Source organism: Pseudomonas sp. SJZ078, from assembly GCF_007828255.1.
In the GTDB taxonomy this organism is placed as follows: Bacteria; Pseudomonadota; Gammaproteobacteria; order Pseudomonadales; family Pseudomonadaceae; genus Aquipseudomonas.
The window spans coordinates 1-23,200 of record NZ_VIUG01000002.1; the positions used below are offsets into that span (position 1 = coordinate 1).

Here is a 23,200-nt window from a genome sequence, read left to right on the forward strand (position 1 = left end):
CCTCTCCAGATATCTGCACTGCCAAGAGCTGTGAGAGCTTTTGCTGCCTTGAAAAAGAATGGCTAAATAAATCATCCAAGACAGTTGCTCCCACATTTCGTTTTGCGCTGTTCATAAAGCTTCTGTCACACCCGATTAACACGAGCATGCTCTAGTTTCCCCATTTGGGAGGAACACTATGAGTGAGTTCGACCTGGGCCGTCGCCGTGTGATGCAGGCCGTGGGGGCGGGGTTGTTGTTGCCGGGATTGGCGCCGGCGGTGATTGCCTCGGTCAAGGACCGGCCGGTACTGACTGATGGCGTACAGTCCGGTGACTTGCAGGGTGACCGGGTGATGATCTGGAGTCGCAGCGACCGTCCGGCGCGCATGGTGGTGGACTGGGACACCCGTAGCGGTTTCCTCAACCCCCGGCGCGTTGTCTCGCCACTGGCCGACAGCCGCAGCGACTTCACTGCCCGGGTCGAACTCACCGGCCTGCCGCCCGACCAGGCGATTTTCTACCGCGTCCATTTCGAAGACGCCCAGAGCGGCGTCGCCAGCGAGCCTTGGTTGGGTCATCTGCGCAGCGCGCCGCAGTTCAAGCGCGATATCCGTTTTGTCTGGAGCGGCGACACCGTCGGCCAGGGCTTCGGGATCAACCCGGACCTCGGCGGCATGCGCATCTACGAAGCCATGCGCCTGCGCCTGCCGGACTTCTTCATCCACAGCGGCGACACGATTTACGCTGACGGTCCGGTGCCGGCGCAGATCACCACGGAAGGCGGGCGCATCTGGCGCAACCTCACCACCGAAGCCAAGAGCAAGGTGGCCGAGACGCTGGACGAGTATCGCGGCAACTACCGCTACAACCTGATGGACGAAAACGTGCGGCGTTTCAACGCCGAGGTGCCGCAGATCTGGCAGTGGGACGACCATGAGGTGGTCAACAACTGGTCGCCGGGCAAGCAGCTGGACGAGCGCTACCAGACCCGGGATATCGGCACCCTGGTGGGCCGCGCACGCCAGGCCTGGCTGGAATACGCGCCGATGCGCTTGCAGAAGGCCGATGGCGGTGGGCGGATCTATCGCAGGCTCGCCTATGGGCCGATGCTGGATGTGTTCGTGCTCGACATGCGCAGCTACCGCGAAGCCAATGATGCCAACCTCGGCGCGGCCAAACCGTTCCTCGGTCGCGAGCAGTTGGATTGGCTCAAGCGCGAGTTGAAGCAATCCCGCGCTCAATGGAAAGTCATTGCCGCCGACATGCCCATCGGCCTGGGTGTGCCCGACGGCGAAGTCAGCCCCGGTGTGCCACGCTGGGAAGCCGTCGCCAATGGTGACCCGGGCCAGGCCCAGGGCCGCGAAGTGGAAATTGCCGAACTGCTCGGCTACCTGCGCAAGCAGCAGGTGCGCAACTACGTCTGGCTCACCGCCGATGTCCATTATTGCGCCGCCCACCACTATCACCCGGAACAGGCCGCGTTCCAGGATTTCGAACCGTTCTGGGAGTTTGTCGCCGGGCCGCTGAACGCCGGCAGCTTTGGACCCAACGTCCTGGACAAGACCTTCGGTCCCGAAGTGGTGTTCCAGAAAGCGCCCCCGGCCCAGAACACCTCGCCGTTTGCCGGTTATCAGTTCTTTGGCGAGGTGAACATCGACGGGCAGAGCGGGGAGATGAGCGTGGTATTGCGAGATCTGGAAGGGGTGGCGGTGTTCGAGAAAAAACTGCAGCCGGTGTGATCTGCAGATCACAGGGGGACCTTGTGGGAGCGGGCTTGCTCGCGAAGGCGTCGTGTCAGTCATGCATCTATCAACTGATACACCGCTTTCGCGAGCAAGCCCGCTCCCACAAAGGGAAACAGGGTTGTTGGTCAGTAAACATCCCGCCGATACCGCCCCTGCTCGATCAGCCGCTCCACTTCCTCAGCCCCCAGCACATCGTTGAGCACCTGATCCACCCCTGACGCCATGCCCTGCAAGCTGCCGCAGACATAGATCACCGCCCCATCGGCCAGCCATTGCTTGAGCAGCGCAGCGGACTCGCGCAGGCGGTCCTGGACGTAGATTTTCTGTTGCTGATCCCGGGAGAACGCCAGGTCCAGGCGTTCCAGGTCGCCGCAGGTCACCCACTCCTGAAGCTCATCGCGGCAATGGAAGTCATGCTCGCGCTGGCGCTCGCCAAACAGCAGCCAGTTGCGTTGCGGGCCTTCGGCGACGCGGGCCTTGAGCAGGCTGCGCAGGCCAGCCAGCCCGGTGCCGTTGCCCAGCAGGATCATCGGCACGCCCTGGGGCGGCAGGTGGAAGCCGCTGTTGCGTCGAACCCGCAGGCTGATGGCGCTGCCCAGCGGGGCATATTCGGTGAGCCAGCCGGAGCCGATGCCCAGGCTGCCGTCGGCATGGCGTTCCTGACGCACGATCAGTTCCAGCACGCCATCGGCCGGGATCGAGGCGATGGAATATTCACGCAGCGCCAGCGGGGCCAGCGCGTCCAGCAGTGCCTGGGCGTGCAGGCCCACCAGATGGGCGCGGTTTTCCGGCAACTGACGGGTCGCCAGGGCCTGCTCCAGGTGTTGCGGCAAGCCGTCGACCTGGACGCGCGCATTGCCGGCGATACCCAGGCCCTCGAGGAAATGCTCGATGGCCAGCAGGTCGTTGCGCGGTAGTATCTCCACCAGGTCACCGGCCAGCCAGCTGCTTGGCCCAGGGGCGCTGAGGCCCAGCAGATACACGCCCGAGCCACTGCTGTCGGGGTTGAGCAAGGTGCGCTGGCTGAGCGTCCAATGCTCGAAATCGGGGGCTTTCCAGGTGTCCGCCGGCGCCTGTCCGGTCAGTTCGGCCAGTTGCTGTTGCCAATGACGCAAGGCATAAGGGTCGCCGCTGTCGACTTCCACCGGAGCGAACAGAGTCTTGCCGCCGTGCTCCGCCAGCCAGGTGTGCAGGCGTCGAGCGAAACCGCAGAAGTTGTCGTACTGCCGGTCGCCCAGGCCCAGCACCGCATATTGCAGGCGCTCCAGGCCCAGGGGGCGACCCAACACCTTTCGCTCGAAACTCCGGGCGCTGTCCGGTCCTTCGCCGTCACCGAAGGTACTGACCACAAACAAGGCGTGGGTGGAGTTGCTCAGGTCCTGCTCGCTGACACCGGCCAGTGGTTGGACATTCACCGGCAGCCCGGCGGCCTGGAGCTGGCCGGCGGTCTGCCACGCCAACTGTTCGGCAAAGCCGCTCTGGCTGGCAAAGCCGATCAGCCACGCGGGCGCGTCGCCGTGGCTGGCCGCCAGCCCTTGGCGCGCCTGGCGGGCTTGACGTTTCTTGCGGCGGCGGTCCAGGTACAGTAACCAACCGGTGATGAAGAACAGCGGCATGGTCAGCGCCGCCACCGTCACCAGGATCCGCCCGATCAGGCCGAAATAGCTGCCGACATGCAGGGCATAGACGCTGGTCAACAGTTGCGCCTTGAGGCTCTTGTCGCTGTAGCGGCTGTGGCGGCTGACGACGCCGGTGGCCGGGTCGAGGATGATCTGGTTCAGTGCCCGATCATGGGGCGAATCCTTCAACAGGTAGAACACCGTCGCCGGCTGCCCGGCCACCGGCGGCAGGCGCACATTGTAGGACGCCAGGTCCGGGCCGGCGGCGCTGTAGATGCTGCTCCACATGGCCCGGTAATCGGCCACCGGCGGCGGGCCTTCAGGCGCGGGGCCGCGGTTGCGCACTCGTTCTTCCTTCGGCGAGTCGGAGAGCAGGTGGGTCACGCCTTTGTTATACCAGTCGTAGGACCAGGTCAGCCCGGTCAGGGCCGCCAACAGGTAGAACACCAGGCACCAGGTACCGGCTACCGAATGCAAGTCCCAGTTGAAACTGCGGCCTTTCTTCTTCCAGTCGAGGGTCAGCCAGGCACGCCAGCTTCGCCACTGGCGCGGCCAACGCAGGTACAGTCCGGACAGGCAGAAAAACACCAGGATCAACGTGCAGGCTCCAGTGATCTGCCGGCCTACGTCGTCCAGGGCCAGGATGCGATGCAGCTTGAGCAGCAGGCCGAAAAAGTCCTGGCCCGCCACATCGCCCATGAATTGAGCGTTGTACGGGTTGAAGTAGCGCATGGGCCCGCGCTTTTCCCCCGGCGGCGCGGCGAAGATCGCCCGTGCGGCATTGCCGCTGTCGGTCTCGACCCAGAGCATGGCCACGGATTTACCGGCGGCGGCTTCGATCTGTTCCACCAATTCGGCGGGCGGCAGGACACCGGCCGGTTGTTTCTCCACCGTCAGCACCTGCGGGTTCAGCGCCCGCAGGATCTCGTCCTGGAACGACACCGCCGCACCGGTAATGCCCATAAACGCCAGGACCAGCCCGGCACTGATGCCGAAAAACCAGTGCAACTGGAACAGGGTTTTCTTCAACACGTCGCCCGCCTTTCATTCAGTACTGTTCATCACGGCGTGCATTATGCCGTGTGTTATCGAGAAGCATTCATAAACACACATAAAAGCCCCGCTCATGAAGATGGGCGGGGCTTCTATGGGTGGTCAGCGATGGCGAGTCAAACCCTGTGGGAGCGAGCCTGCTCGCGATGGCGGCATGTCAGACGATAGTGTGGTCGACTGATCCACCGCTATCGCGAGCAGGCTCGCTCCCACAGGTGACCGCATCACGGCCCCAGCCATTTGCGATCAGAAATGGAAATTGGTGCTCAGCAACGCCGTTCGCCCCGCCGCCTGGTTGGCAAAGTGGTTTCCGAGCGCCTTGTCGTAGTAGGTTTCGTCGGTCAGGTTCTGTACGTTGAGTTGCAGGTCCAGGTGCTTGCTGACCTTGTAGGCGGCCATGGCGTCATAGCGCACGTAGGAGTCGACCATCGTGGTGTTCGCCACGTTGCCGAACACGTCGTCGACGTAGAAGGCGCCGCCGCCGATGCTCAGCTTCGAAGTGAGTGCGTAGGTGGTCCAGACACTGGCGCTGTTCTTCGGCGTATTCGGCAACTGGTTGCCGTTGGTGACGCTCAACGGGCCGCCATCGACCTGTTCGCTGTCCAAGTAGCTGTAGCCGGCGAACACTTGCCATTTGTCGGTGATCTTGCCGCTGGCCGAGAGTTCGAGGCCGTCGACACGGGTCTTGCCGGCGTTCTCATAAGTCGTGGTATCGACCTGGACCCGGGCGTTCTCTTTCTCGGTGCGGAAGACTGCGGCGGTCAGCGAGAGGCGACTGCCCAGCAGGTCCCATTTGGTGCCGATCTCGTAGTTCTTGGTGGTTTCCGGCTCCATGTCACTTGCCAGCAGGTTGCCGTTGCGGTCCGGCGTACCGCCCAGCGGATTGCCTTCGATGCCTTCGCCGACCATGTTGCCCGGCGGTGTGGCCGAAGTGGCATAGGACGCATAGACGCTGCCGTTGTCGGCCGGTTTCCAGACCAGGCCCAACTGGCCGGTGACGAATTCACTGACATCGTCGCCCTTGGACGTGGTGGTACCGGCGGCGTTGTAGGTCTTGTACTTTGTGTCGAAATGATCGTAGCGCAGGCCCATGTTCACCAGCCATTGCGGTGTCAGCTCCAGAGTGTCGAACGCATAGAGCGCGCGGGTGACGCTGGTGGTGTCGGTGCCGGCATAGTTGCGGGCGATGGTGCCGTTCCACGGATCGTCCGGGTTCGGGTTGGACAACGAGGTGCAGTTGAAGCCACTCGACGAACCGATCATTGACGGGGTGCAGTTGGTGTTCGCGGCGGCGGTGCTCGCTACGGTGTCGGTGTTGACGGCGTAGGAAGATTTTTCACCTTTCTCGCGGCTCAGCTCGATGCCGGTGGAGAAGCTGTTCTTGAACCCGGCGACGTAGAAGTCACCAAACAGGTCGGTCTGGTTGGTGGTGGTGTCGACGTTGCTGACCCGGCTGTTGGCTCGACGCCAGACCGTCCCGTTATTGACGTTGCCTTTGCTGTCGTCGGGTTGGGTCAGGATGTAGTCCTGCATGCTGGAGCCATGGCGCAAGGTGTTCTTGACCGTCAGTGCATCGCTCAGGTCGTGTTCGATGGCGAAGGTCGCCGTGTCGACGCGGGTCTTGCGGAAGTCGCGGTCGGTGAGGCCATAGAAGTTGCTGCTGTCGCCGCCGTCGTTGGGCTTGTCCGGGTTGGACTTGGTGCGGTCGGTCGTTCTTCCTGAAGCTGGCATGCTGTAAGGGATGCCCGCGTCCGGCAGATCATTGCTTTCGAGATGGTAGTAGTCGAGGTTGACCCGGGTGTCCGTGCCGAGGCCGAACGCCAGCGATGGGGCGATGCCCCAGCGGTCGTTATTGACCTTGTCGCGGCCGGCGACGTTGTTCTCGTGGCTCATCAGGTTGAGGCGGCCGGCGGCGCTGTCGCTGAACTGATAGTTGCCATCCAGGGTGTAGCGCTGGGTCTGGTCCGAGCCCCAGGTGAAGCCACCATCGAAGCTGTCGCCCAGGTGGGCCTTCTTGCTCACCAGGTTGATGGTGCCACCTGCCGCGCCACGACCACCGATGGCCGAGTTCGGGCCTTTGCTGACTTCAATGGATTCAATGGCGAAGATCTCGCGGCTTTGCGAGCCAGTGTCGCGCATGCCATCCAGGTAGGTGTCGCCTTGAGCATCGAAACCGCGGATGAATGGACGGTCACCCTGGGGATTGCCGCCTTCACCGGCGCCGAAAGTAATGCCCGGCACGGTACGCAGGGCATCCTGCATATTGAGCGCGCCGGTGTCCTTGAGCACTTGCTGGGGGATGACGGTCACCGAGCGCGGGGTGTCGACCAGCGGTGCGGTGTATTTCGGGGAAGAGGCTTTTTCGACTTGATAGGAGGTCGCGTCCTGGGCTTCGCCGGTGATGCTGGTGGCATCCAGGGCAATGGCCTCGCGCGGGGATTTCTCATCGGTATTCTCCGCCGCCTGGGCCAACTGGGCTGCGGACGTCGCACTCAGCGCGACGCCAATGGCGGACGCCAGCAGACGGGGCGATTGGACCGGTAATTGTGGTGATTGACGCGACATGAAGGTTGCCTTCCCCAAGGTTTCGAGGCCGCGGAATATAGGGTAAACGTGTATTTGTATCAATTGCGAAATATTGCTATTTGATAGGAATTTACGTTCTTTACAATTGGCTCTCACTCCTTGGGCTCCCGTCACACACAATGGGGTTGTGCACAGACAATAAGAATCACTACCATTGGCGTCCCGTTTTTATCCACAGGCTTGATCCCATGCTGCTGCACATTCCCGGTGTGTTTTCTCCTGAAGAAGTGCAGCGCATCCGCGAGGCGCTGGAACAGGCCGAATGGGCAGACGGAAAGATCACCGCCGGTTATCAGTCGGCCAAGGCCAAGCACAACCTGCAATTGCCCGAGGGCCATCCCCTGGCCAAGGAAATCGGCGCCGCGATGCTCGAACGGTTGTGGGGCAACCCGTTGTTCATGTCCGCCGCGATACCGCACAAAGTCTTCCCGCCGCTATTGAACTGCTACACCGCTGGCGGCAACTTCGACTTCCACATCGATAATGCCGTGCGCCAACCCAAGGGCAGCGCCGAACGGGTGCGCACCGATCTGTCGGCCACCTTGTTCTTCAGCGATCCACAGAACTACGACGGCGGCGAGCTGGAGATCCAGGACACCTACGGCTCCCAACGGGTCAAGCTGCCGGCCGGAGACATGGTCTTGTATCCGGGCACCAGCCTGCACAAGGTCAACCCGGTGACCCGTGGTGCCCGCTATGCGTCGTTCTTCTGGGTCCAGAGCCTGGTGCGCGAGGACAGCCAGCGCGCGCTGCTGTTCGAGATGGATGGGGCGATCCAGGCGTTGACCCGCGACGTGCCGGATCACCCTTCGTTGATTCGCCTGACTGGCACCTACCACAACCTGTTGCGCCGCTGGGTCGAGGTGTAGAGGGTGGATGTTCGTCTGCGCCGCAAGGAAGTGCTCGACGGCGAGCGTCTCAAGGCCATGCTGGATGAAAGCCCGGCGCGGGCGGCTCAGGCGATCCTGCTCGCGGCGGGCGAAGGCGTGCTCGATGCCCAGGCGTTGCTGGGGCAGATCCTGCTCGATGGCCAGGGCATCGCCCGGGATCCGGTACTGGCGGTACGTTGGTTCGACATTGCCGCGCGGCGCGGGCATCCGATGGCGCGCAACATGCTGGGGCGTTGCCATGAACACGGTTGGGGTTGTGTCGCTGATGCCAGCGTCGCCGCCCGGCATTATCGCCAGGCCGCCGAAGCGGGACTGGACTGGGCGATGTACAACTACGCCAACCTGCTGGCGACCGGCCGGGGCGTGCCTCGGGATCAGGCGCAGGCATTGAGTCTCTATCGCCGTGCCGCCGAACTGGGCCACGCCAAGTCGATGAACCTTCTGGGGCGCTACCTGGAGGACGGGTGTTTCTGTCCGGCCGATCCGCTGGCGGCTGCCCGATGGTATCGACGTTCGGCCGAAGGCGGCGATTTTCGGGGGCAGTTCAGTCATGCGGCAGTGCTGGCGGGGGAGGGGCTCATTGACGAGGCCCTGGGCTGGTTGCGCAAGGCGCTGGCCACCGGGAACGTGAATTTCCTGCGAGTGAGCGGTGAATCATTGTTGCAGGCCCCTCACCCAGAGATTCGCGCCATGGCGCATGTTTACCGACTACGTTTCTTGCAACTGAACCAATAGTGTCATCAATTCCCGCTGGTTACTTTAGGTTCAGGAAAAGCGCGGTTAACGCTTGGTAATGACTGAATGTTCATCATTGGCTCAGCGCTTGTCTGGGCTGACGAGTGATTGTCTTGTTTTCTAATATTTGAAGAGTAGTGGACGTGCGCGCAACTGCTTTAGAGTCATTTGGCGCGACAGGTAATTATGTTTGTGATTTTTTACTCTGATTACCATCAGCGAAACTTCAATATTATTTTAGAAGACAGGAAGTCTACGATGGAATTTAACTTGGACGATAAGATCGTTGAGGCCGCCATGCAGGCGCCCAAGGTTTTTGTAGAGGCGTCTCTGGGCAGCGGGCGCGAATATAACCGGGAGCCCGGCATACAACTTACCAAAGAGCAGATCGTCAGTTTGCGCAGGTATGAAGTGCTCGGCTTGTCGCTACCTTACCGTTATAACGATGTTGTGGCTTATTTGAATTATGGCGCAGGCGATGATGGCGGTCTTGGGCTGACAGCCAGGGATTTTTTGCGTACGTTCACAGTGACCTATGACCATGCCAAGCGTTGGGCGCCGTTGCGTCGGGAGATCATGCTGACGGGCACTCATCTGAAATTATTTGCCGAAAAGATTATCGAGAATGGCGAAGGGATTGTTGAGGTTTATGAGGACAGTGAAATATCGAAACATCTCCGGGAACATGGAATCAGCACCGTAGAGGGTTACCTGCAGCTCAAGCTCAAACACCCCGGCCTCCCCGACGTGACGCTGCCTTCGGGGGATATTCCAGAGATCAAGTACTACCTCAATGCCATGCTTGCCGATGTGAAGGATTGCCAGGCGAAGGCAGAAAGTGTCAGGTCGGAGCTGGACCGCTTCGGCACGGACCTGCGGGAAAAGGTGCTGCCGGAGGTCAAGCTGCGATTGAAAGCGGTGAGCGAGAACTCCTATCGGCAGGAAGTTCAAGTGCTTCAGGATGATATCGACCAGCGCGCTGCAGAACTCGATGAGCTCAACAAGAAATACGACCAGATGGTGAAGGAAGCGATTATTGCAGCGGCCTCCCTTAATGTTGGTGGACTGATTCTTGGCATTTATCAAGGGGTCCAGGCCGAGAAAATACGCAATCAGCGCAAACAACTGAAGGAAGTGCAGGATATTGCCATCCAGAAAATGGCCAGCAAAAGCCAGACACTCAGTTCTTTGAATCGCGTGCGAGGTGACCTGCAGAACCTGAGTGCCGTTACGATTGAAGCTGAAGTGGCCACCCAGAACCTCATGCTGGTATGGGAAGCGCTCGGCTTATATATCACTTCCTCGGTAAAGGAGGTGGATAAGATCAATGACGCCGTGAGCTTGAGGGGATTTATCCGCAACGTGAAAAAAGTGTTCACGCCCTGGCGGGATATCCGTACCAGTTCCGATGCATTGCTTGCCGTATTTGCAGAAGCTCAACGGGAGTACGAAATGAGTAATTTGATGTCAAGGAGGATGGGGCGAATGATGTTGAGGAGCACCGATTATCCGGCTCTTGAGGTAATGGCGCTACGCAGTCATAACTCGAATGTTCAGAACTCCAGCGTTCGGGCACAGATGCTGTTCCAAAGGCATGCTTATCTGCCGGGTGTAGTAGAGAGAATGACAAGCCTGGCACTTATGATTGACAGTACGACCTTTGGTTTGCGCAGCCGTGCGCAGACAACGATGTATGTATTGGACCGGGCACTGGGCAACCTCAAACAGATTCAGGAGGATTTTGAAAACGCCCATGACAAGAATGAACTACATGAAATTTCCAAGGAAATGGAAGATGAGCTTCATGAGGTGTTCGTTGCCATTGCCCAGCAGACCCGCGAATTGAAAACACTCCAGGTCGACCTTGGCGCCCGCTATGACAAGAGCGCCTCGGCGCAATGGATCGCCACACTGGAGCAAGACCGGGCATTTGCAGAAGATCAAAAAAACAAGGCTGAGGCCAAGCGAGCCGAGTTGGACTCGCAGATGAAATCGGTTGCCGATGCGATTGCGTTGATTGAAAGAAGCGGCGTGGAAAAAATCGGTCAGCAGGCTCAGTTGACTGTGGATAACCTGATGGCGATGGGCATGGCGCCTCCCCAGGTGCAGGTTGCAATGCTGGCCATGGAGACGCTGAAGAAAACGCTCTCCGGCATCGCCGAAACCATTTCCTATCTCAACATGCTTGCCGGGTACAGCCGGCTTCAGGAAAGGGCCAGGCAACTGCGCCTGGAGACAGAGGCGTATACCAGGGACATCACCTTGATCCAGGGCAAAGTCGAACTGGTTCAGACACTAGACGCATTGGACAGTGGACGTGGGAGTTTTCTTAAGGAGTTCCTGAATATCGTTGCGGTGTTTGAACAGTTCACGGGCGTTTTCCAGCAGGATAAATCACAACCTGTCGAGGCGCGCGTGCGCGCCGTATGTGGCCTTATCCCAGGCATGATCAACCATTTGCGCCCCCTCCGCGAATAACCCACGCATCGGAGCGGAGTCTTCCTGACCGCAATGGACATTCCCATTAATGAAGCGATGGCGGACCCGTGTCTGCCATCGCCAAGGGCAGCCTATGGATCAACTTGGCCATGAATGGACGAGGGCACAGCGAAAGACTCTGGATCGCTACGCTCGCTTCCTGGGTTCCCTGCGCTCGATCTTGAATAACATTTCGGTCGTTCTTGAACGGCGTCGAAGTGCGGGTCATCAGCCATCCGTGCCGGCGATGGATTCAAGGTGGAACAACGCATTCTTCAACGGACAGTATCTATCGGCGCTCTGGGGCTACGTCAATGCTCTCGACATTTCCTTGAAAAAGGATGTGGAAGTACTGGCGGTGTTCAGCCGGGATGCTCTCGACGTCACCGCGCGGTTCTCCAGAAGGGAAGCGATTGAACAGGTGGATTTCAGACTGTTCAATTTGTCCCGTTCAGCGCGATGGTTGCTGGCGCCTCCGACAAAGGTAGAGGACCTGACCCATGAGCTTCACCTGCGCTTTATCAACCACAGAAGCGCGATCAGACAGTGGGTGTTTCGTTTCGATGAGCTGTATCGAGAGTCACTCGGGTTGAGCCCGGTGTTCATCAGCGCCATGGATCATCGCGCTTGTCGTTGCCACACCCAACCGAGCGTGGCGCAGATGTTATTTCAAGAAGCGGTTACCACACCCGCCTGGGACCTGGTTTATTCCTCTCGGGACGCTTCGATCAGGGCGGTGGAATACAAGGCCGACATTGCCTTGTTGTTCAAGGAATTCAATAGCCTGATTGGGCAGATGGGCGTGTTCGCGCAGGATTTATATCGGCGTATGGAGGACGTGGTCCTGACCCTCAGGCGCGCGAGCTACGCAGTGCGGCTGGGAGAACTGAATTCAAGATTGAGCGCTGTCATGAATGCGCTGGGTCAATGCATGGCGCTGCTGGAGAATTTCGAGACCTGGCTGCGCAAATAAAAAAGGTCCATGCACGCTGCATGGACCCTCTTATCGACAGATCGCGTTATACGTAGAACGACTTCAGCGGCGGGAAACCATTGAATTCCACGGCGCTGTAGCTGGTGGTATAGGCGCCGGTCGACAGCCAGTACAGGCGGTCGCCGATGGCCAGGTTCAATGGCAGGCCGTACTTGTAGTTCTCGTACATGATGTCGGCGCTGTCGCAGGTTGGACCGGCAATGACCACTTCTTCCATCTCGCCTTTCTTCTCGGTCCAGATCGGGAACTTGATGGCTTCGTCCATGGTTTCGATCAGGCCGGAGAATTTGCCCACGTCGGTGTAGACCCATCGCTCGACGGCGGTACGGGATTTACGGGCGACCAGCACCACTTCGCTGACCAGGATACCGGCGTTGGCAATCAGCGAACGGCCCGGCTCGAGGATGATTTCCGGCAGGTCGTCGCCGAAGTCTTCCTTGAGGAAGCGGATGATTTCCTCGGCGTAGGTTTCCAGGCTGTTGGTGCGGGTGATGTAGTTGGCCGGGAAGCCGCCGCCCATGTTGATCAGTTTCAGCTCGATGCCGTCTTCTTCCTTGAGGCGCTCGAAGATCACCTTGACCTTGGCGATGGCGGCGTCCCAGACGCTGATGTCGCGCTGTTGCGAGCCGACGTGGAACGAGATGCCGTACGGCACCAGGCCCAGGTCGCGAGCCAGGATCAGCAGATCCATGGCCATGTCGGTCTGGCAGCCGAATTTGCGCGACAGTGGCCAGTCAGCGGTGGTCGAGCCTTCGGTCAGGATGCGTACGTAGACTTTCGAACCCGGCGCTGCCTTGGCGATGTTGCGCAGGTCGGCTTCGGAGTCGGTGGCGTACAGGCGCACGCCCTTGTCGTAGAAGTAGCGGATGTCCCGGGACTTCTTGATGGTGTTGCCGTAGCTGATCTGGTCGGGGGTTACGCCCCGGCTCAGGACCTTGTCCAGCTCATAGATCGAGGCAATGTCGAAGTTCGAGCCTTTTTCCTTGAGCAGGTCGATGATTTCCACCGCCGGGTTGGCCTTGACGGCGTAGTAGACCTTGGCGAATTCGAAACCGGCGCGCAGGTCGTCGTAGGCCTGGGAGATCATCGCGGTGTCGATCACCACGAACGGGGTTTCCTGCTTGTCGGCGAACGCCTTCATTTTCTGAAAGGTTTCGCGCGCGAAATAATCTTCGACCTGGATCGACATACGTTGGGACTCCTACTGGCAAACATCAGGATCAATGGGTTTGAGGGCAAGCTGCCCCCGTGAACGTCCTCCGTATCCCCACTTTGGTTCGCCTACTTCCCAAGGCATGTCGCCGAAAGCAAAAAGGCCATGGGCTGCGTGCTGCCCTTGGCCTTGCTGTCTCGTCGTCAGTACTTGAGCCGGATGGATCGTTTCCAGCATGGACGTTCGGCGCGAACTTTAGGGCGTGAGGGGCCTGAGATCAACTAAAAATGTCGCGTTTTTGCACACATCCGTCGTGCGGTCCGCGACAGCTCTTGATGTAACCGACCTGTGTGACGGATTGATGTTCCCCTGGATGAGTGTTTGGAACCGCTGATGTGGCTTCTGCCCTCGCCACAAGAGCAAAAAGCCAATCTCCCGGGTAGGGAGTGATCAGAAATCAAGCCTGCGCGATCTCGGCCGGCGACACGATGCTGGTCTTGCCCCCACGGGACTTGCCGGAGCTCAAGTACTCAGCAATCGACTCCTGGGTCACCTCGCCGAGGAACACCCGCTCGGCGTCCATCACCGGCAGCCACGAGCGGTTGAACTCGTACATGCGCGACAGCAGGATCCGCAAGTGCTCGTCGTAGGCCGCCGTGGCATTGAATTCCCGCAGGAATTGCCCGCAAGTGCCGGTCTGGCGGTGCAGATCGCGACGGCGCACGTAGCCCAGGGCCTTGTTCTCGGCACAGGTGACCACCACGTAGCGACGGTCATGCTCGTCCATCAATTCCAGCGCCTCGGCCACCGGGGTTTCCGGGCTGACCGAGGGGGCGTTGTCGGCCGCGTCCTCGGCCTTGACCAGCAACAGCCGTTTGAGGGTGCTGTCCTGGCCGACGAAATTGCTGACGAACTCGTCGGCCGGATGCGCCAGCAAGGTGTCCGGGTGGTCGCACTGGATCAGCTTGCCGGCGCGGAAGATCGCGATCTTGTCCCCCAGCTTGATGGCTTCGTCGATGTCGTGGCTGACCATGATTACGGTCTTGTTCAGTGCCCGTTGCATCTCGAAGAACTCGTTCTGGATCATCTCGCGGTTGATCGGGTCCACCGCGCCGAAGGGTTCATCCATCAGCAGCAACGGCGCATCGGCCGCCAGGGCGCGGATCACGCCGATCCGTTGCTGCTGGCCGCCCGACAGTTCACGGGGGTAGCGATGCAGGTACTGCTTGGGTTCGAGCTTGATCATGTTCATCAGTTCGCGGGCGCGGTCGTGGCATTTCTGCTTGTCCCAGCCGAGCAGCTTCGGCACTACCACGATGTTCTCCTCAATGGTCATGTTCGGGAACAGGCCGATCTGCTGGATCACGTAGCCGATGTTGCGACGCAGGGTCACCTCGTCGAGGCCGGTGGTGTCTTCACCATTGATCAGCACCTTGCCCGAAGTGGGCGGGATCAGCCGGTTGATCATCTTCAACGTGGTGCTCTTGCCGCAGCCCGACGGCCCGAGGAACACGCAGATCTCGCCTTCGTTGACGATCAGGTTCACCGAGTCCACGGCCTTGACGTCCTTGCCGTTGCTCTTGAAGGTTTTGCTGAGGTTTTGAAGTTCGATCATTTTAATAGCCCTTTTGGAGTCAGCGAGCGTTGCAGCCATTGCAGAAGCAGGTCGGCGAAGATGGCCAGGAGGCTGACCAGCACGGCGCCGACGATCAGCATCGACATGTCGCTGCGGCTGATGGAAGCGAGAATGAGCACGCCCAGGCCACCGGCGCCGATGGTGGCGGCGATGGTCATGACGCCGATGTTCATGACCACGGCGGTGCGCACGCCGGCGAGGATCACGGGTACAGCGATGGGCAGTTCGACCATGCGCAGGCGCTGGCCGAAGGTCATGCCGATGCCGCGGGCGGCTTCCCGGATGCCCGGTTCCACGCCGGTAAGGGCCAGGTAGGTGTTGCGCATGATCGGCAACAGCGAATAGAGAAACACCGCGGTAATCGCCGGCATCGGCCCCAGGCCCTGGCCGAACTTGGAATAGAACGGCAATAACAGGCCGAACAGGGCAATCGATGGGATCGTCAGCAGCACTGTCGCGCTGGCCTGCAAGGGGCCGGCGAGCGCCGGGAAGCGGGTCATGAAGATCCCCAGCGGCACGCCGATGACAATCGCCAGGGTCACGGCGATGCCCACCAGGGTGATGTGCTGCCAGGTCAGGTGCATCACCTGCTGCCAGTCGAGATGGGAAAAGGCGTTCAACAGTTCCATGGCTTTTTCCTCAGTCGATGGGGTGCTGGCGCAAGAAGTCGGCGGCCACCACGGAAGGGCTTTCATGGTCGACGTCCACGCGGGCATTGAGCTGGCGCATGGTTTCGTCGTCGAACAGCTCGGCCAGCGGTTTGAGTTGCGCGGCCAGTTGCGGATGGGCGTCGAGGAATGCCTGGCGCACCACTGGCGCGGCGGTGTAGTCGGGGAAGTAGTGCTTGTCGTCCTCGAGCAATTTCAACTTGAAGGCATTCAACCGGCCATCTGTGGTGTACACCAGCCCGGCGAACACCTGAGCGTTGCGCAGGGCGGTATAGACCAGCCCGGCGTCCATCTGCCGGATATTCTTGCGGGTCAGGTTCATGCCGTACTGCTTGACCATGCCCGCCAGTCCGTCGGAGCGGTTGGCGAACTCGGTGTCCAACGCCACCAGGTGGTTCTCATCCGCTTCGGCCTGCAGCACGCTGTTCAATTGGCTGATGTTGCGGATCTGCGGGTACTGGCGGGCGACTTTCTCCGGCAGGGCCAGGGCGTAGGTGTTGCTGAATTTCGACGGTGCCAGCCAGGCCAGGCCCTTTTTCGCGTCGAGTGCTTTCACCCGGGCGTAGGACTGGGCGCTGTCGAGTTTCTCCGTGACATGGTTGTAGGCCACCAGGGACACGCCGGTGTATTCCCAGAGCAGGTCCAACTGCCCGGTTTCATGGGCGCTGCGGGCTAGGTTGCTGCCCAGCCCTCCGGTGATCTGCGCGTCGTAGCCTTTGCTGCGCAGGTATTGTGCGGTGATTTCCGCCAGCAGCGTCTGCTCGGTGAAGACCCGGGCGCCGAGGCGGATCACAGGTTTTTCCGCCGCTTGTGCAAAACCGGCGAACAGCAGCACGCAGCCCAGTATCAAGCTCAACTTCTTCATGATGATTCCTTTATCCAGCCGGCTTTATGACGGTCGCAGACCACGTTCCAACCAGAGGCGGCTGGCCAGTGTCGCCAGGCCGTCGAGCAACAACGCCAGCAGAGCGGTGCAGGCGGCGCCGAGCAACAGCTGCGGCTGGTTGTTCAAGGCGATGCCAGGGAAGATCAGGCTGCCAAGGCTGTTGGCACCGATCAGGAAAGCCAGCGGTGCGGTGCCGACATTGATCGCCAGGGCGACCCGCACGCCACCGACGATGATCGGCACGGCGTTGGGCAGTTCGACTTTCCACAGCACCTGGCGTGGGGTCATGCCGATGCCGGTGGCGGCTTCCTTGAGCGAACCCTGGACGTTTTTCAGGCCTTCATAGGTGTTGCGCACGATAGGCAGCAGCGAGGCGAGGAACAGGGCGAAGATGGCCGGCCCGCTGCCGATTCCCAGCACGCCGAGGGCGATGGCCAGTACGGCCAGGGGCGGCACGGTGTTGCCGATGTTGAAGACTTGCATGAAGCGCTCGGCGCGCCCGACCATGCCGGGGCGGCTTAAGGCGATACCGGCGGGGATGCCCACGATCAAGGCTGCCAGCATGGAAACCAGTACCAGCATCAGATGGGCTTGCAGGTAGAACAACAGGTCGTCGCGATAATGTCGGATCGTATCGATGCCGATCCAGTGGACCAACAGGGCCAGGAGGGCGACGACGACCACGCCTCCTGTCAGCCCTTTGCCATAGCGGATAGCCACAGGCGGACTCCTTTGTCTTTCAATCGGCGCACGCTTTCCCAGGCGACAGGCCGTAGGGTTGCCGGGAAAACGTTCGCGAAAAGCAGCTCTTTTCGATACCGGTAAACCGGCATGTGGATGGAGCCATGGGCGCTGCCTCGTCAGGCTAACTTGCTGATTTTTCAGCTCCTGACGAACAAATGCAGCAGGGGGGTGGACGTCTCCACGGCGCAAAAGGTTCCCCAGTCGGGAAGCTTCTGGCCACCTTCGATGTGCTCAACGGTTCGGTTCCTGGCACAAGTTGAGCTATAATCGCCGCCCTTTTTTGAATCACCTGCCAGGCGATTTCCCATGACCAAACAGGCCGCCGAAGTCGCGAAACGCCGCACTTTCGCCATTATTTCCCACCCCGATGCCGGTAAGACCACCATCACCGAGAAGCTCCTGCTGATGGGCAAGGCGATTGCGATCGCCGGCACGGTGAAGTCGCGCAAGTCCGACCGCCATGCCACCTCCGACTGGATGGAGATGGAAAAACAGCGGGGTATCTCCATTACCACGTCGGTCATGCAGTTCCCATATCGCGAACACATGATCAACCTGCTCGACACCCCAGGCCACGAAGACTTCTCCGAAGACACCTACCGCACCCTGACCGCGGTGGACTCGGCGTTGATGGTGCTCGACGGCGGTAAAGGCGTCGAACCGCGGACCATTGCGCTGATGGAAGTCTGCCGCTTGCGGGACACGCCGATCGTCAGCTTCATCAACAAACTCGACCGCGACATCCGCGACCCGATCGAACTGCTCGACGAGATCGAGGCGGTCCTGAAGATCAAGGCTGCGCCGATCACCTGGCCGATCGGCTGCTACCGCGACTTCAAGGGCGTGTACCACCTGGCCGGTGACTACATCATCGTCTACACCGCCGGTCACGGTCATGAGCGCACCGAAACCAAAATCATCGAAAGGTTGGACTCCGACGAAGCGCGCGCGCACCTGGGCGACGAGTACGAGCGTTTCGTCGAGCAACTGGAGTTGGTGCAGGGTGCCTGTCATGAGTTCGACCAGCAGGCGTTCATCGATGGTCAGATGACTCCGGTGTTCTTCGGAACCGCGCTGGGCAATTTCGGTGTAGACCACGTGCTCGACGCTGTAGTCGACTGGGCGCCGCGTCCGCTGCCGCGGGTCGCCAACGAGCGCACCGTGGAGCCGGTGGAAGAGAAGTTCTCGGGCTTCATCTTCAAGATCCAGGCGAACATGGACCCCAAGCACCGCGACCGCATCGCCTTCATGCGCATCTGCTCCGGCAAATACGAAAAAGGCATGAAGATGCGCCACGTGCGCACCGGCAAGGACGTGCGCATCGGCGACGCCCTGACCTTCTTCTCCTCGGAACGCGAACAACTGGAAGAGGCCTTCGCCGGTGACATCATTGGCCTGCACAACCATGGCACGATCCAGATCGGCGATACCTTCACCGAAGGCGAAGCCCTGGGTTTTACCGGCATCCCGCACTTCGCCCCGGAGCTGTTCCGCCGCGTACGCCTGAAGGATCCGCTCAAGTCCAAGCAACTGCGTCAGGGCCTGCAGCAACTGGCCGAAGAGGGCGCGACCCAGGTGTTCTTCCCGGAGCGCAGCAACGACATCATCCTCGGCGCCGTCGGTGTGCTGCAGTTCGATGTGGTCGCCAGCCGCTTGAAAGAGGAATACAAGGTCGAGTGCTCCTACGAGCCGATCACCGTGTACTCGGCTCGCTGGATCGAATGCAGCGACAAGAAGAAGCTCGAGGAATTTTCCAACAAGGCTGTGGAAAACCTCGCCTTGGACGGCGGCGGTCACCTGACCTACCTGGCCCCGACCCGGGTCAACCTGGCGCTGATGGAAGAACGCTGGCCGGACGTGAAATTCCGCGCGACCCGTGAGCATCACTAAGCGCTGAGTAGCAGGACCGAAACCCCGTTGCGAGAGCTTCGGGGTTTTTTGTTGCTGCTCTCTTCCCCTGTGGGAGCGGGCTTGCTCGCGAAGAGGCTGTTACATTCGGCATCTTCATGGGCTGTCACACCGCCTTCGCGAGCGAGCCCGCTCCCACAACAGATCTCCAGTGAATAAAAAATTTTGCTCCCGATCCACATCCCCCTGTGTGGGAGCGTGTTCCAGACATAACTGTTCGAACTAACTTCTATTCGAAAGCGGTCTGTCGCCCAGGGCATTCTGTCCCAGGTTCTGCGTCCTACTCTTGTAAGCCAACCTGTTCGGGACTGTTTCCTGAACGCCGTCGGGTCGCGGCTTCATTTCAGAAGAGAGGGCATCGGTTATGAACAGGTTTCTACGCGTCATGTTGTTGCTGAAAGTCATGGTCATGCTGTCACTGGGATCCGCCGCTGTGTGGGCGCAGTGCGATAAGCATGAACAGCACGCTTCAAGCGGGCAAGTGGTGGAGAGTGGACTGCTGCTGGCTGCCGATGAGCAAAAAGACACCGGCGACGAGGAGGATGACGGTCCGACTACCGATGATGAACCGGATGACGGTGGCGATGAAGAGGATAGCCAATCCTGAGTGTTAACTCTCGCCACGATGATCGTGACCTGTCAGTTCTGACAGTAGACGCTTGTGCGGTCGGCTCTTATAACTCAAGTGCAATGTACCTGGGAGCGGAGAGCAAAATGAGCACCAACGACCAGTCAGCACAAGCGACGGGGTACTTGAAGGGATGGGTAGGCGACGTCGCGTTTGATTCAACTTCGCTCACGTTGATGGCTGACGGGAGCAGTGAGGATTTTGTGATCCAGGCCATCTGGACAGGCGACGACGGGCGTCAGAGAGAGCTGATCTTCTATATTCCCGAGCGCGACCGGGAGCCCAAGGTTTATCGGTTTCCTTCGGTTGAAGGTGCTGGCGCCTACTATGAGATCGCGGGAGAGCGAACCATGGATTGGCAGGGCGGTTCCATCACTCGGGAGCGAGTGGATTTTACGTCGTCCGACTCAAGGCAATGGCAGGTAGTGCTGGGGTTCAATGTTGAAGTCAGCCTCGATGGTCAGGCCGTGTGGATCAAAGGAGAGGGGCAGGCCACCGGCGCATCGCCCTGGGGCAGGAGCATGCGCCAGCGCTTTGCCTTAGCGTGAACCTGACTTAGCCCTGTGGCGAGGGGCGGTGTTGTTCTTGAATGAACAACACCGCCCTTTCAACCAGACTCCTTATGCCGCGCCGTCGAGAAATTGCTCGGCGTAGTGGCAGGCGACCAATCGATTATCGAGTGGACGCAGGGCCGGCTCTTCGGTCTTGCAACGTTCGGTGGCGTACGGGCAGCGCTTGTGAAAGGCGCAGCCGGGCGGCGGGTTGAGCGGGTTCGGCAGTTCGCCGACGATCTTGATTTTCGGCTTGTTCGGGTCCGGGTGGATGGTCGGCGTGGCCGACAGCAGCGCCTGGGTGTAAGGGTGCAACGGACGGCTGTAGATCGACTCGTTGGGACCCATTTCCACCGGGCGGCCGAGGTACATCACCATCACGTCGTCGGCCACGTGTTGCACCACCGCCAGGTTGTGGGAAATGAACACGTAGGCAGTGTTGAATTCCTGCTGCAAATCCATGAACAGGTTGAGCACCTGGGCCTGGATCGAAACGTCCAGCGCCGACGTCGGTTCGTCCGCCACCAACACCTTGGGTTGCAGCATCATGGCGCGGGCCAGGGCGATGCGCTGGCGCTGGCCGCCGGAGAACATGTGCGGATAACGCTGGTAATGCTCGGGACGCAAGCCCACCTGCTTCATCATCGCCTGGACTTTTTCCCGCCGCTCGGAGGCCGACAGGCTGGTGTTGATCAACAACGGCTCGGCCAGTTGATCGCCGATCTTCTGCCGCGGATTGAGAGACGCATAGGGGCTCTGGAACACCATCTGCACGTCTTTGCGCAATTGCTTGCGTTCGGCCTTGTTGGCGCCAGCGACTTCCTGGCCGGCGATTTTCAGGGAGCCGGAGGACGGCTCCTCGATCAGCGTCAGGGCCCGGGCCAGGGTGGATTTGCCGCAACCGGATTCGCCCACCACGGCCAGGGTCTTGCCGGCTTCCAGTTCGAACGACACACCGTTGAGGGCACGCACGGTCGCATGGCCCTTGAACATGCCACGGGACACTTCGTAATGACGGGTCAGGTCACGGGCGGTAAGAACGACGGCCATCACGCCACCTCCTGGTTCAGCGGGTAGAAGCAGCGGGCGAGGCTGTTGGATTTCGGATCGAGGGCCGGGCGTTGTTGACGGCAGTTATCCTGCACGTAAGGACAACGCGGCGACAGCAGGCAGCCCTGTGGACGGTCGTATCGGCCGGGCACGATGCCTGGCAATGTCGCGAGGCGCTCGGCGCCCATGCTGTGTTCCGGAATCGCCGCCAGCAATGCTTCGCTGTACGGGTGGGCCGGAATATCGAACAACTGCGGCACCTTGCCCACCTCCACGGCTTGACCGGCGTACATCACGCACACCCGCTGGGCGGTTTCCGCGACGACGGCGAGGTCGTGGGTAATCAGCACCAGGCCCATGTTCTGCTCTTTTTGCAGGGCCAGCAGCAGGTCCATGATCTGCGCCTGGATGGTCACGTCCAGGGCGGTGGTCGGTTCGTCAGCGATCAACAGCTTCGGCTCGCCGGCAATGGCCATGGCAATCGCCACGCGCTGGCTCATGCCACCGGACAGTTGGTGCGGGTAGGCGTCCATGCGGCTCGCGGCGCCCGGGATCTCGACCTTTTCCAGCAGTTCGATGGCACGCTTGCGGGCGGCCTTGCCGGACATCTTCAGGTGCAGGCGCAGCACTTCTTCGATCTGGAAGCCCACGGTGTAGCTGGGGTTGAGCGCGGTCATCGGGTCCTGGAACACCATCGCCAGGTCCTTACCGACGATCTGCCGGCGCTGGCGGGCACTCAGCTTGAGCATGTTCTTGCCGTCGAAGTTCAGCGCATCGGCGGTGACGATGCCGGGATGCTCGATCAGGCCCATCAGCGCCATCATGGTCACGGATTTACCCGAGCCCGATTCGCCAACAATGGCCAGCACTTCGCCTTTTTCCACGCTCAGGTCCAGGCCATCGACCACGGGTACGGCGTTGGCGTCGCCGAAGCGGACGTTGAGATTCTTGATTTCTAGCAGTGACATGGGAATCTCCTCAGGCGGCATTCTTGAGTTTCGGGTCCAGCGCATCGCGCAGGCCGTCGCCCATCAGGTTGATTGCCAGCACGCTGAGCAAAATGGTCAAGCCAGGCAGGCTCACGACCCACCAGGCGCGTTCGATGTAGTCCCGAGCCGAGGCCAGCATGGTGCCCCACTCCGGAGTCGGCGGCTGCACGCCCAAGCCGAGGAAGCCCAGGGCTGCGGCGTCGAGGATGGCCGAGGAAAAGCTCAGTGTTGCCTGCACGATCAGGGGGGCCATGCAGTTGGGCAGCACAGTGATGAACATCAGGCGCGGCAGACCGGCACCGGCCAGGCGGGCGGCGGTCACGTAGTCGCGGTTCAGCTCGCCCATGACGGCGGCGCGGGTCAGGCGCACGTAGGACGGCAGCGACACGATGGCGATGGCGATCACGGTGTTGATCAGGCCTGGGCCGAGGATGGCGACGATCGCCACGGCCAGCAGCAGCGAAGGCAGGGCCAGCATGATGTCCATCAGGCGCATGATGGTCGGGCCGAGGATGCGCGGGAAGAACCCGGCGAACAGGCCCAGCAGGATGCCTGGGATCAGCGACATCACCACCGACGACAAGCCGATCAGCAGTGACAGGCGCGAACCCTGGATCAGCCGGGACAGCAGGTCGCGGCCCAGTTCGTCGGTGCCCAGCAGGAACTGGATCTGCCCGCCTTCGAGCCAGGCCGGCGGCGTCAGCAGGAAGTCACGGTACTGCTCGCTCGGATCGTGGGGCGCGACCCATGGCGCGAAGATCGCGCAGAACACCACCAGGATCATGAACATCAGCCCGGCCACGGCGCCCTTGTTACGGGAAAACGCCTGCCAGAATTCTTTGTACGGGGACGGGTACAGCAGGCTTTGATCGACTGCTACCGAAGGAGTTGGAGTACTCATGGATT

18 protein-coding genes are annotated in these 23,200 nt (G+C 60.5%); 8 read left to right on the forward strand and 10 right to left on the reverse strand.

The window, feature by feature from the left end:
* Positions 1–178 precede the first annotated feature (178 nt).
* A complete protein-coding gene (locus FBY02_RS01860; protein ID WP_144922643.1) occupies positions 179–1,720 on the forward strand; it encodes an alkaline phosphatase in 1,542 nt (513 codons plus the stop codon).
* Between the two features lie 131 nt (positions 1,721–1,851).
* On the opposite strand, the gene FBY02_RS01865 is transcribed toward FBY02_RS01860, so the two are convergent.
* Positions 1,852–4,377, reverse strand: a complete 2,526-nt coding sequence (locus tag FBY02_RS01865; RefSeq protein WP_144922646.1) for a sulfite reductase flavoprotein subunit alpha — start codon at positions 4,375–4,377, stop codon at positions 1,852–1,854.
* Between the two features lie 267 nt (positions 4,378–4,644).
* A complete protein-coding gene (locus FBY02_RS01870) occupies positions 4,645–6,963 on the reverse strand; it encodes a TonB-dependent siderophore receptor (protein ID WP_144922648.1) in 2,319 nt (772 codons plus the stop codon).
* 209 nt (positions 6,964–7,172) lie between these two features.
* On the opposite strand from FBY02_RS01870, the gene FBY02_RS01875 reads away from it, so the two are divergent.
* From FBY02_RS01875 to FBY02_RS01890, 4 genes are all read left to right on the forward strand, one after another.
* Positions 7,173–7,853: a Fe2+-dependent dioxygenase gene (locus FBY02_RS01875; RefSeq protein WP_144922651.1), complete on the forward strand. Its 681-nt coding sequence runs from the start codon at positions 7,173–7,175 to the stop codon at positions 7,851–7,853.
* Between the two features lie 3 nt (positions 7,854–7,856).
* Positions 7,857–8,609, forward strand: coding sequence for a tetratricopeptide repeat protein (locus FBY02_RS01880; protein ID WP_144922655.1), 753 nt, complete (start codon positions 7,857–7,859; stop codon positions 8,607–8,609).
* Between the two features lie 258 nt (positions 8,610–8,867).
* On the forward strand, positions 8,868–11,087 hold the full coding sequence (locus tag FBY02_RS01885) for an alpha-xenorhabdolysin family binary toxin subunit A (protein WP_178115346.1): 2,220 nt from the start codon (positions 8,868–8,870) through the stop codon (positions 11,085–11,087).
* 94 nt (positions 11,088–11,181) lie between these two features.
* Complete coding sequence (locus FBY02_RS01890) at positions 11,182–12,060, forward strand: hypothetical protein (protein ID WP_144922658.1); 879 nt, start codon at positions 11,182–11,184, stop codon at positions 12,058–12,060.
* Between the two features lie 46 nt (positions 12,061–12,106).
* Here FBY02_RS01890 and FBY02_RS01895 read toward each other — a convergent pair whose 3' ends face one another.
* From FBY02_RS01895 to FBY02_RS01915, 5 genes are all read right to left on the reverse strand, one after another.
* Entirely contained in the window at positions 12,107–13,270 is a 1,164-nt protein-coding gene (locus FBY02_RS01895; RefSeq protein WP_144922662.1) for a type III PLP-dependent enzyme, read from the reverse strand.
* Positions 13,271–13,691: 421 nt separating this feature from the next.
* Positions 13,692–14,849, reverse strand: a complete 1,158-nt coding sequence (locus tag FBY02_RS01900; protein ID WP_144922665.1) for a betaine/proline/choline family ABC transporter ATP-binding protein — start codon at positions 14,847–14,849, stop codon at positions 13,692–13,694.
* Complete coding sequence (locus FBY02_RS01905) at positions 14,846–15,499, reverse strand: ABC transporter permease (RefSeq protein ID WP_144922667.1); 654 nt, start codon at positions 15,497–15,499, stop codon at positions 14,846–14,848. Before FBY02_RS01905 ends, FBY02_RS01900 begins: the two co-directional genes overlap by 4 nt.
* Before the next feature lie 10 nt (positions 15,500–15,509).
* Entirely contained in the window at positions 15,510–16,403 is an 894-nt protein-coding gene (locus FBY02_RS01910) for a glycine betaine ABC transporter substrate-binding protein (protein ID WP_144922670.1), read from the reverse strand.
* A 24-nt stretch (positions 16,404–16,427) separates the two neighbouring features.
* The gene (locus FBY02_RS01915; RefSeq protein ID WP_144922673.1) at positions 16,428–17,144 is read right to left on the reverse strand and encodes an ABC transporter permease; all 717 of its coding nucleotides are present in this window, start codon (positions 17,142–17,144) and stop codon (positions 16,428–16,430) included.
* 330 nt (positions 17,145–17,474) lie between these two features.
* Between FBY02_RS01915 and FBY02_RS01920 the strand changes: the two genes are divergently transcribed.
* From FBY02_RS01920 to FBY02_RS01930, 3 genes are all read left to right on the forward strand, one after another.
* Entirely contained in the window at positions 17,475–19,058 is a 1,584-nt protein-coding gene (locus FBY02_RS01920) for a peptide chain release factor 3 (RefSeq protein WP_144922676.1), read from the forward strand.
* Positions 19,059–19,461: 403 nt separating this feature from the next.
* Positions 19,462–19,683, forward strand: coding sequence for a hypothetical protein (locus FBY02_RS01925; protein ID WP_371921389.1), 222 nt, complete (start codon positions 19,462–19,464; stop codon positions 19,681–19,683).
* A 107-nt stretch (positions 19,684–19,790) separates the two neighbouring features.
* The gene (locus FBY02_RS01930; protein ID WP_144922682.1) at positions 19,791–20,252 is read left to right on the forward strand and encodes a hypothetical protein; all 462 of its coding nucleotides are present in this window, start codon (positions 19,791–19,793) and stop codon (positions 20,250–20,252) included.
* A 72-nt stretch (positions 20,253–20,324) separates the two neighbouring features.
* On the opposite strand, the gene FBY02_RS01935 is transcribed toward FBY02_RS01930, so the two are convergent.
* From FBY02_RS01935 to FBY02_RS01945, 3 genes are read right to left on the reverse strand one after another with little or no spacing between them, the layout of a single operon-like run.
* Positions 20,325–21,305 carry a peptide ABC transporter ATP-binding protein gene (locus tag FBY02_RS01935; protein ID WP_144922685.1) on the reverse strand — a complete coding sequence of 327 codons (981 nt, stop codon included), beginning with the start codon at positions 21,303–21,305 and terminating at the stop codon, positions 20,325–20,327.
* Complete coding sequence (locus FBY02_RS01940) at positions 21,305–22,273, reverse strand: ABC transporter ATP-binding protein (RefSeq protein ID WP_144922688.1); 969 nt, start codon at positions 22,271–22,273, stop codon at positions 21,305–21,307. The genes FBY02_RS01935 and FBY02_RS01940 overlap by 1 nt, the downstream gene beginning before the upstream one ends.
* A 10-nt stretch (positions 22,274–22,283) precedes the next feature.
* On the reverse strand, positions 22,284–23,195 hold the full coding sequence (locus tag FBY02_RS01945) for an ABC transporter permease subunit (RefSeq protein WP_041020610.1): 912 nt from the start codon (positions 23,193–23,195) through the stop codon (positions 22,284–22,286).
* Positions 23,196–23,200 lie beyond the last annotated feature (5 nt).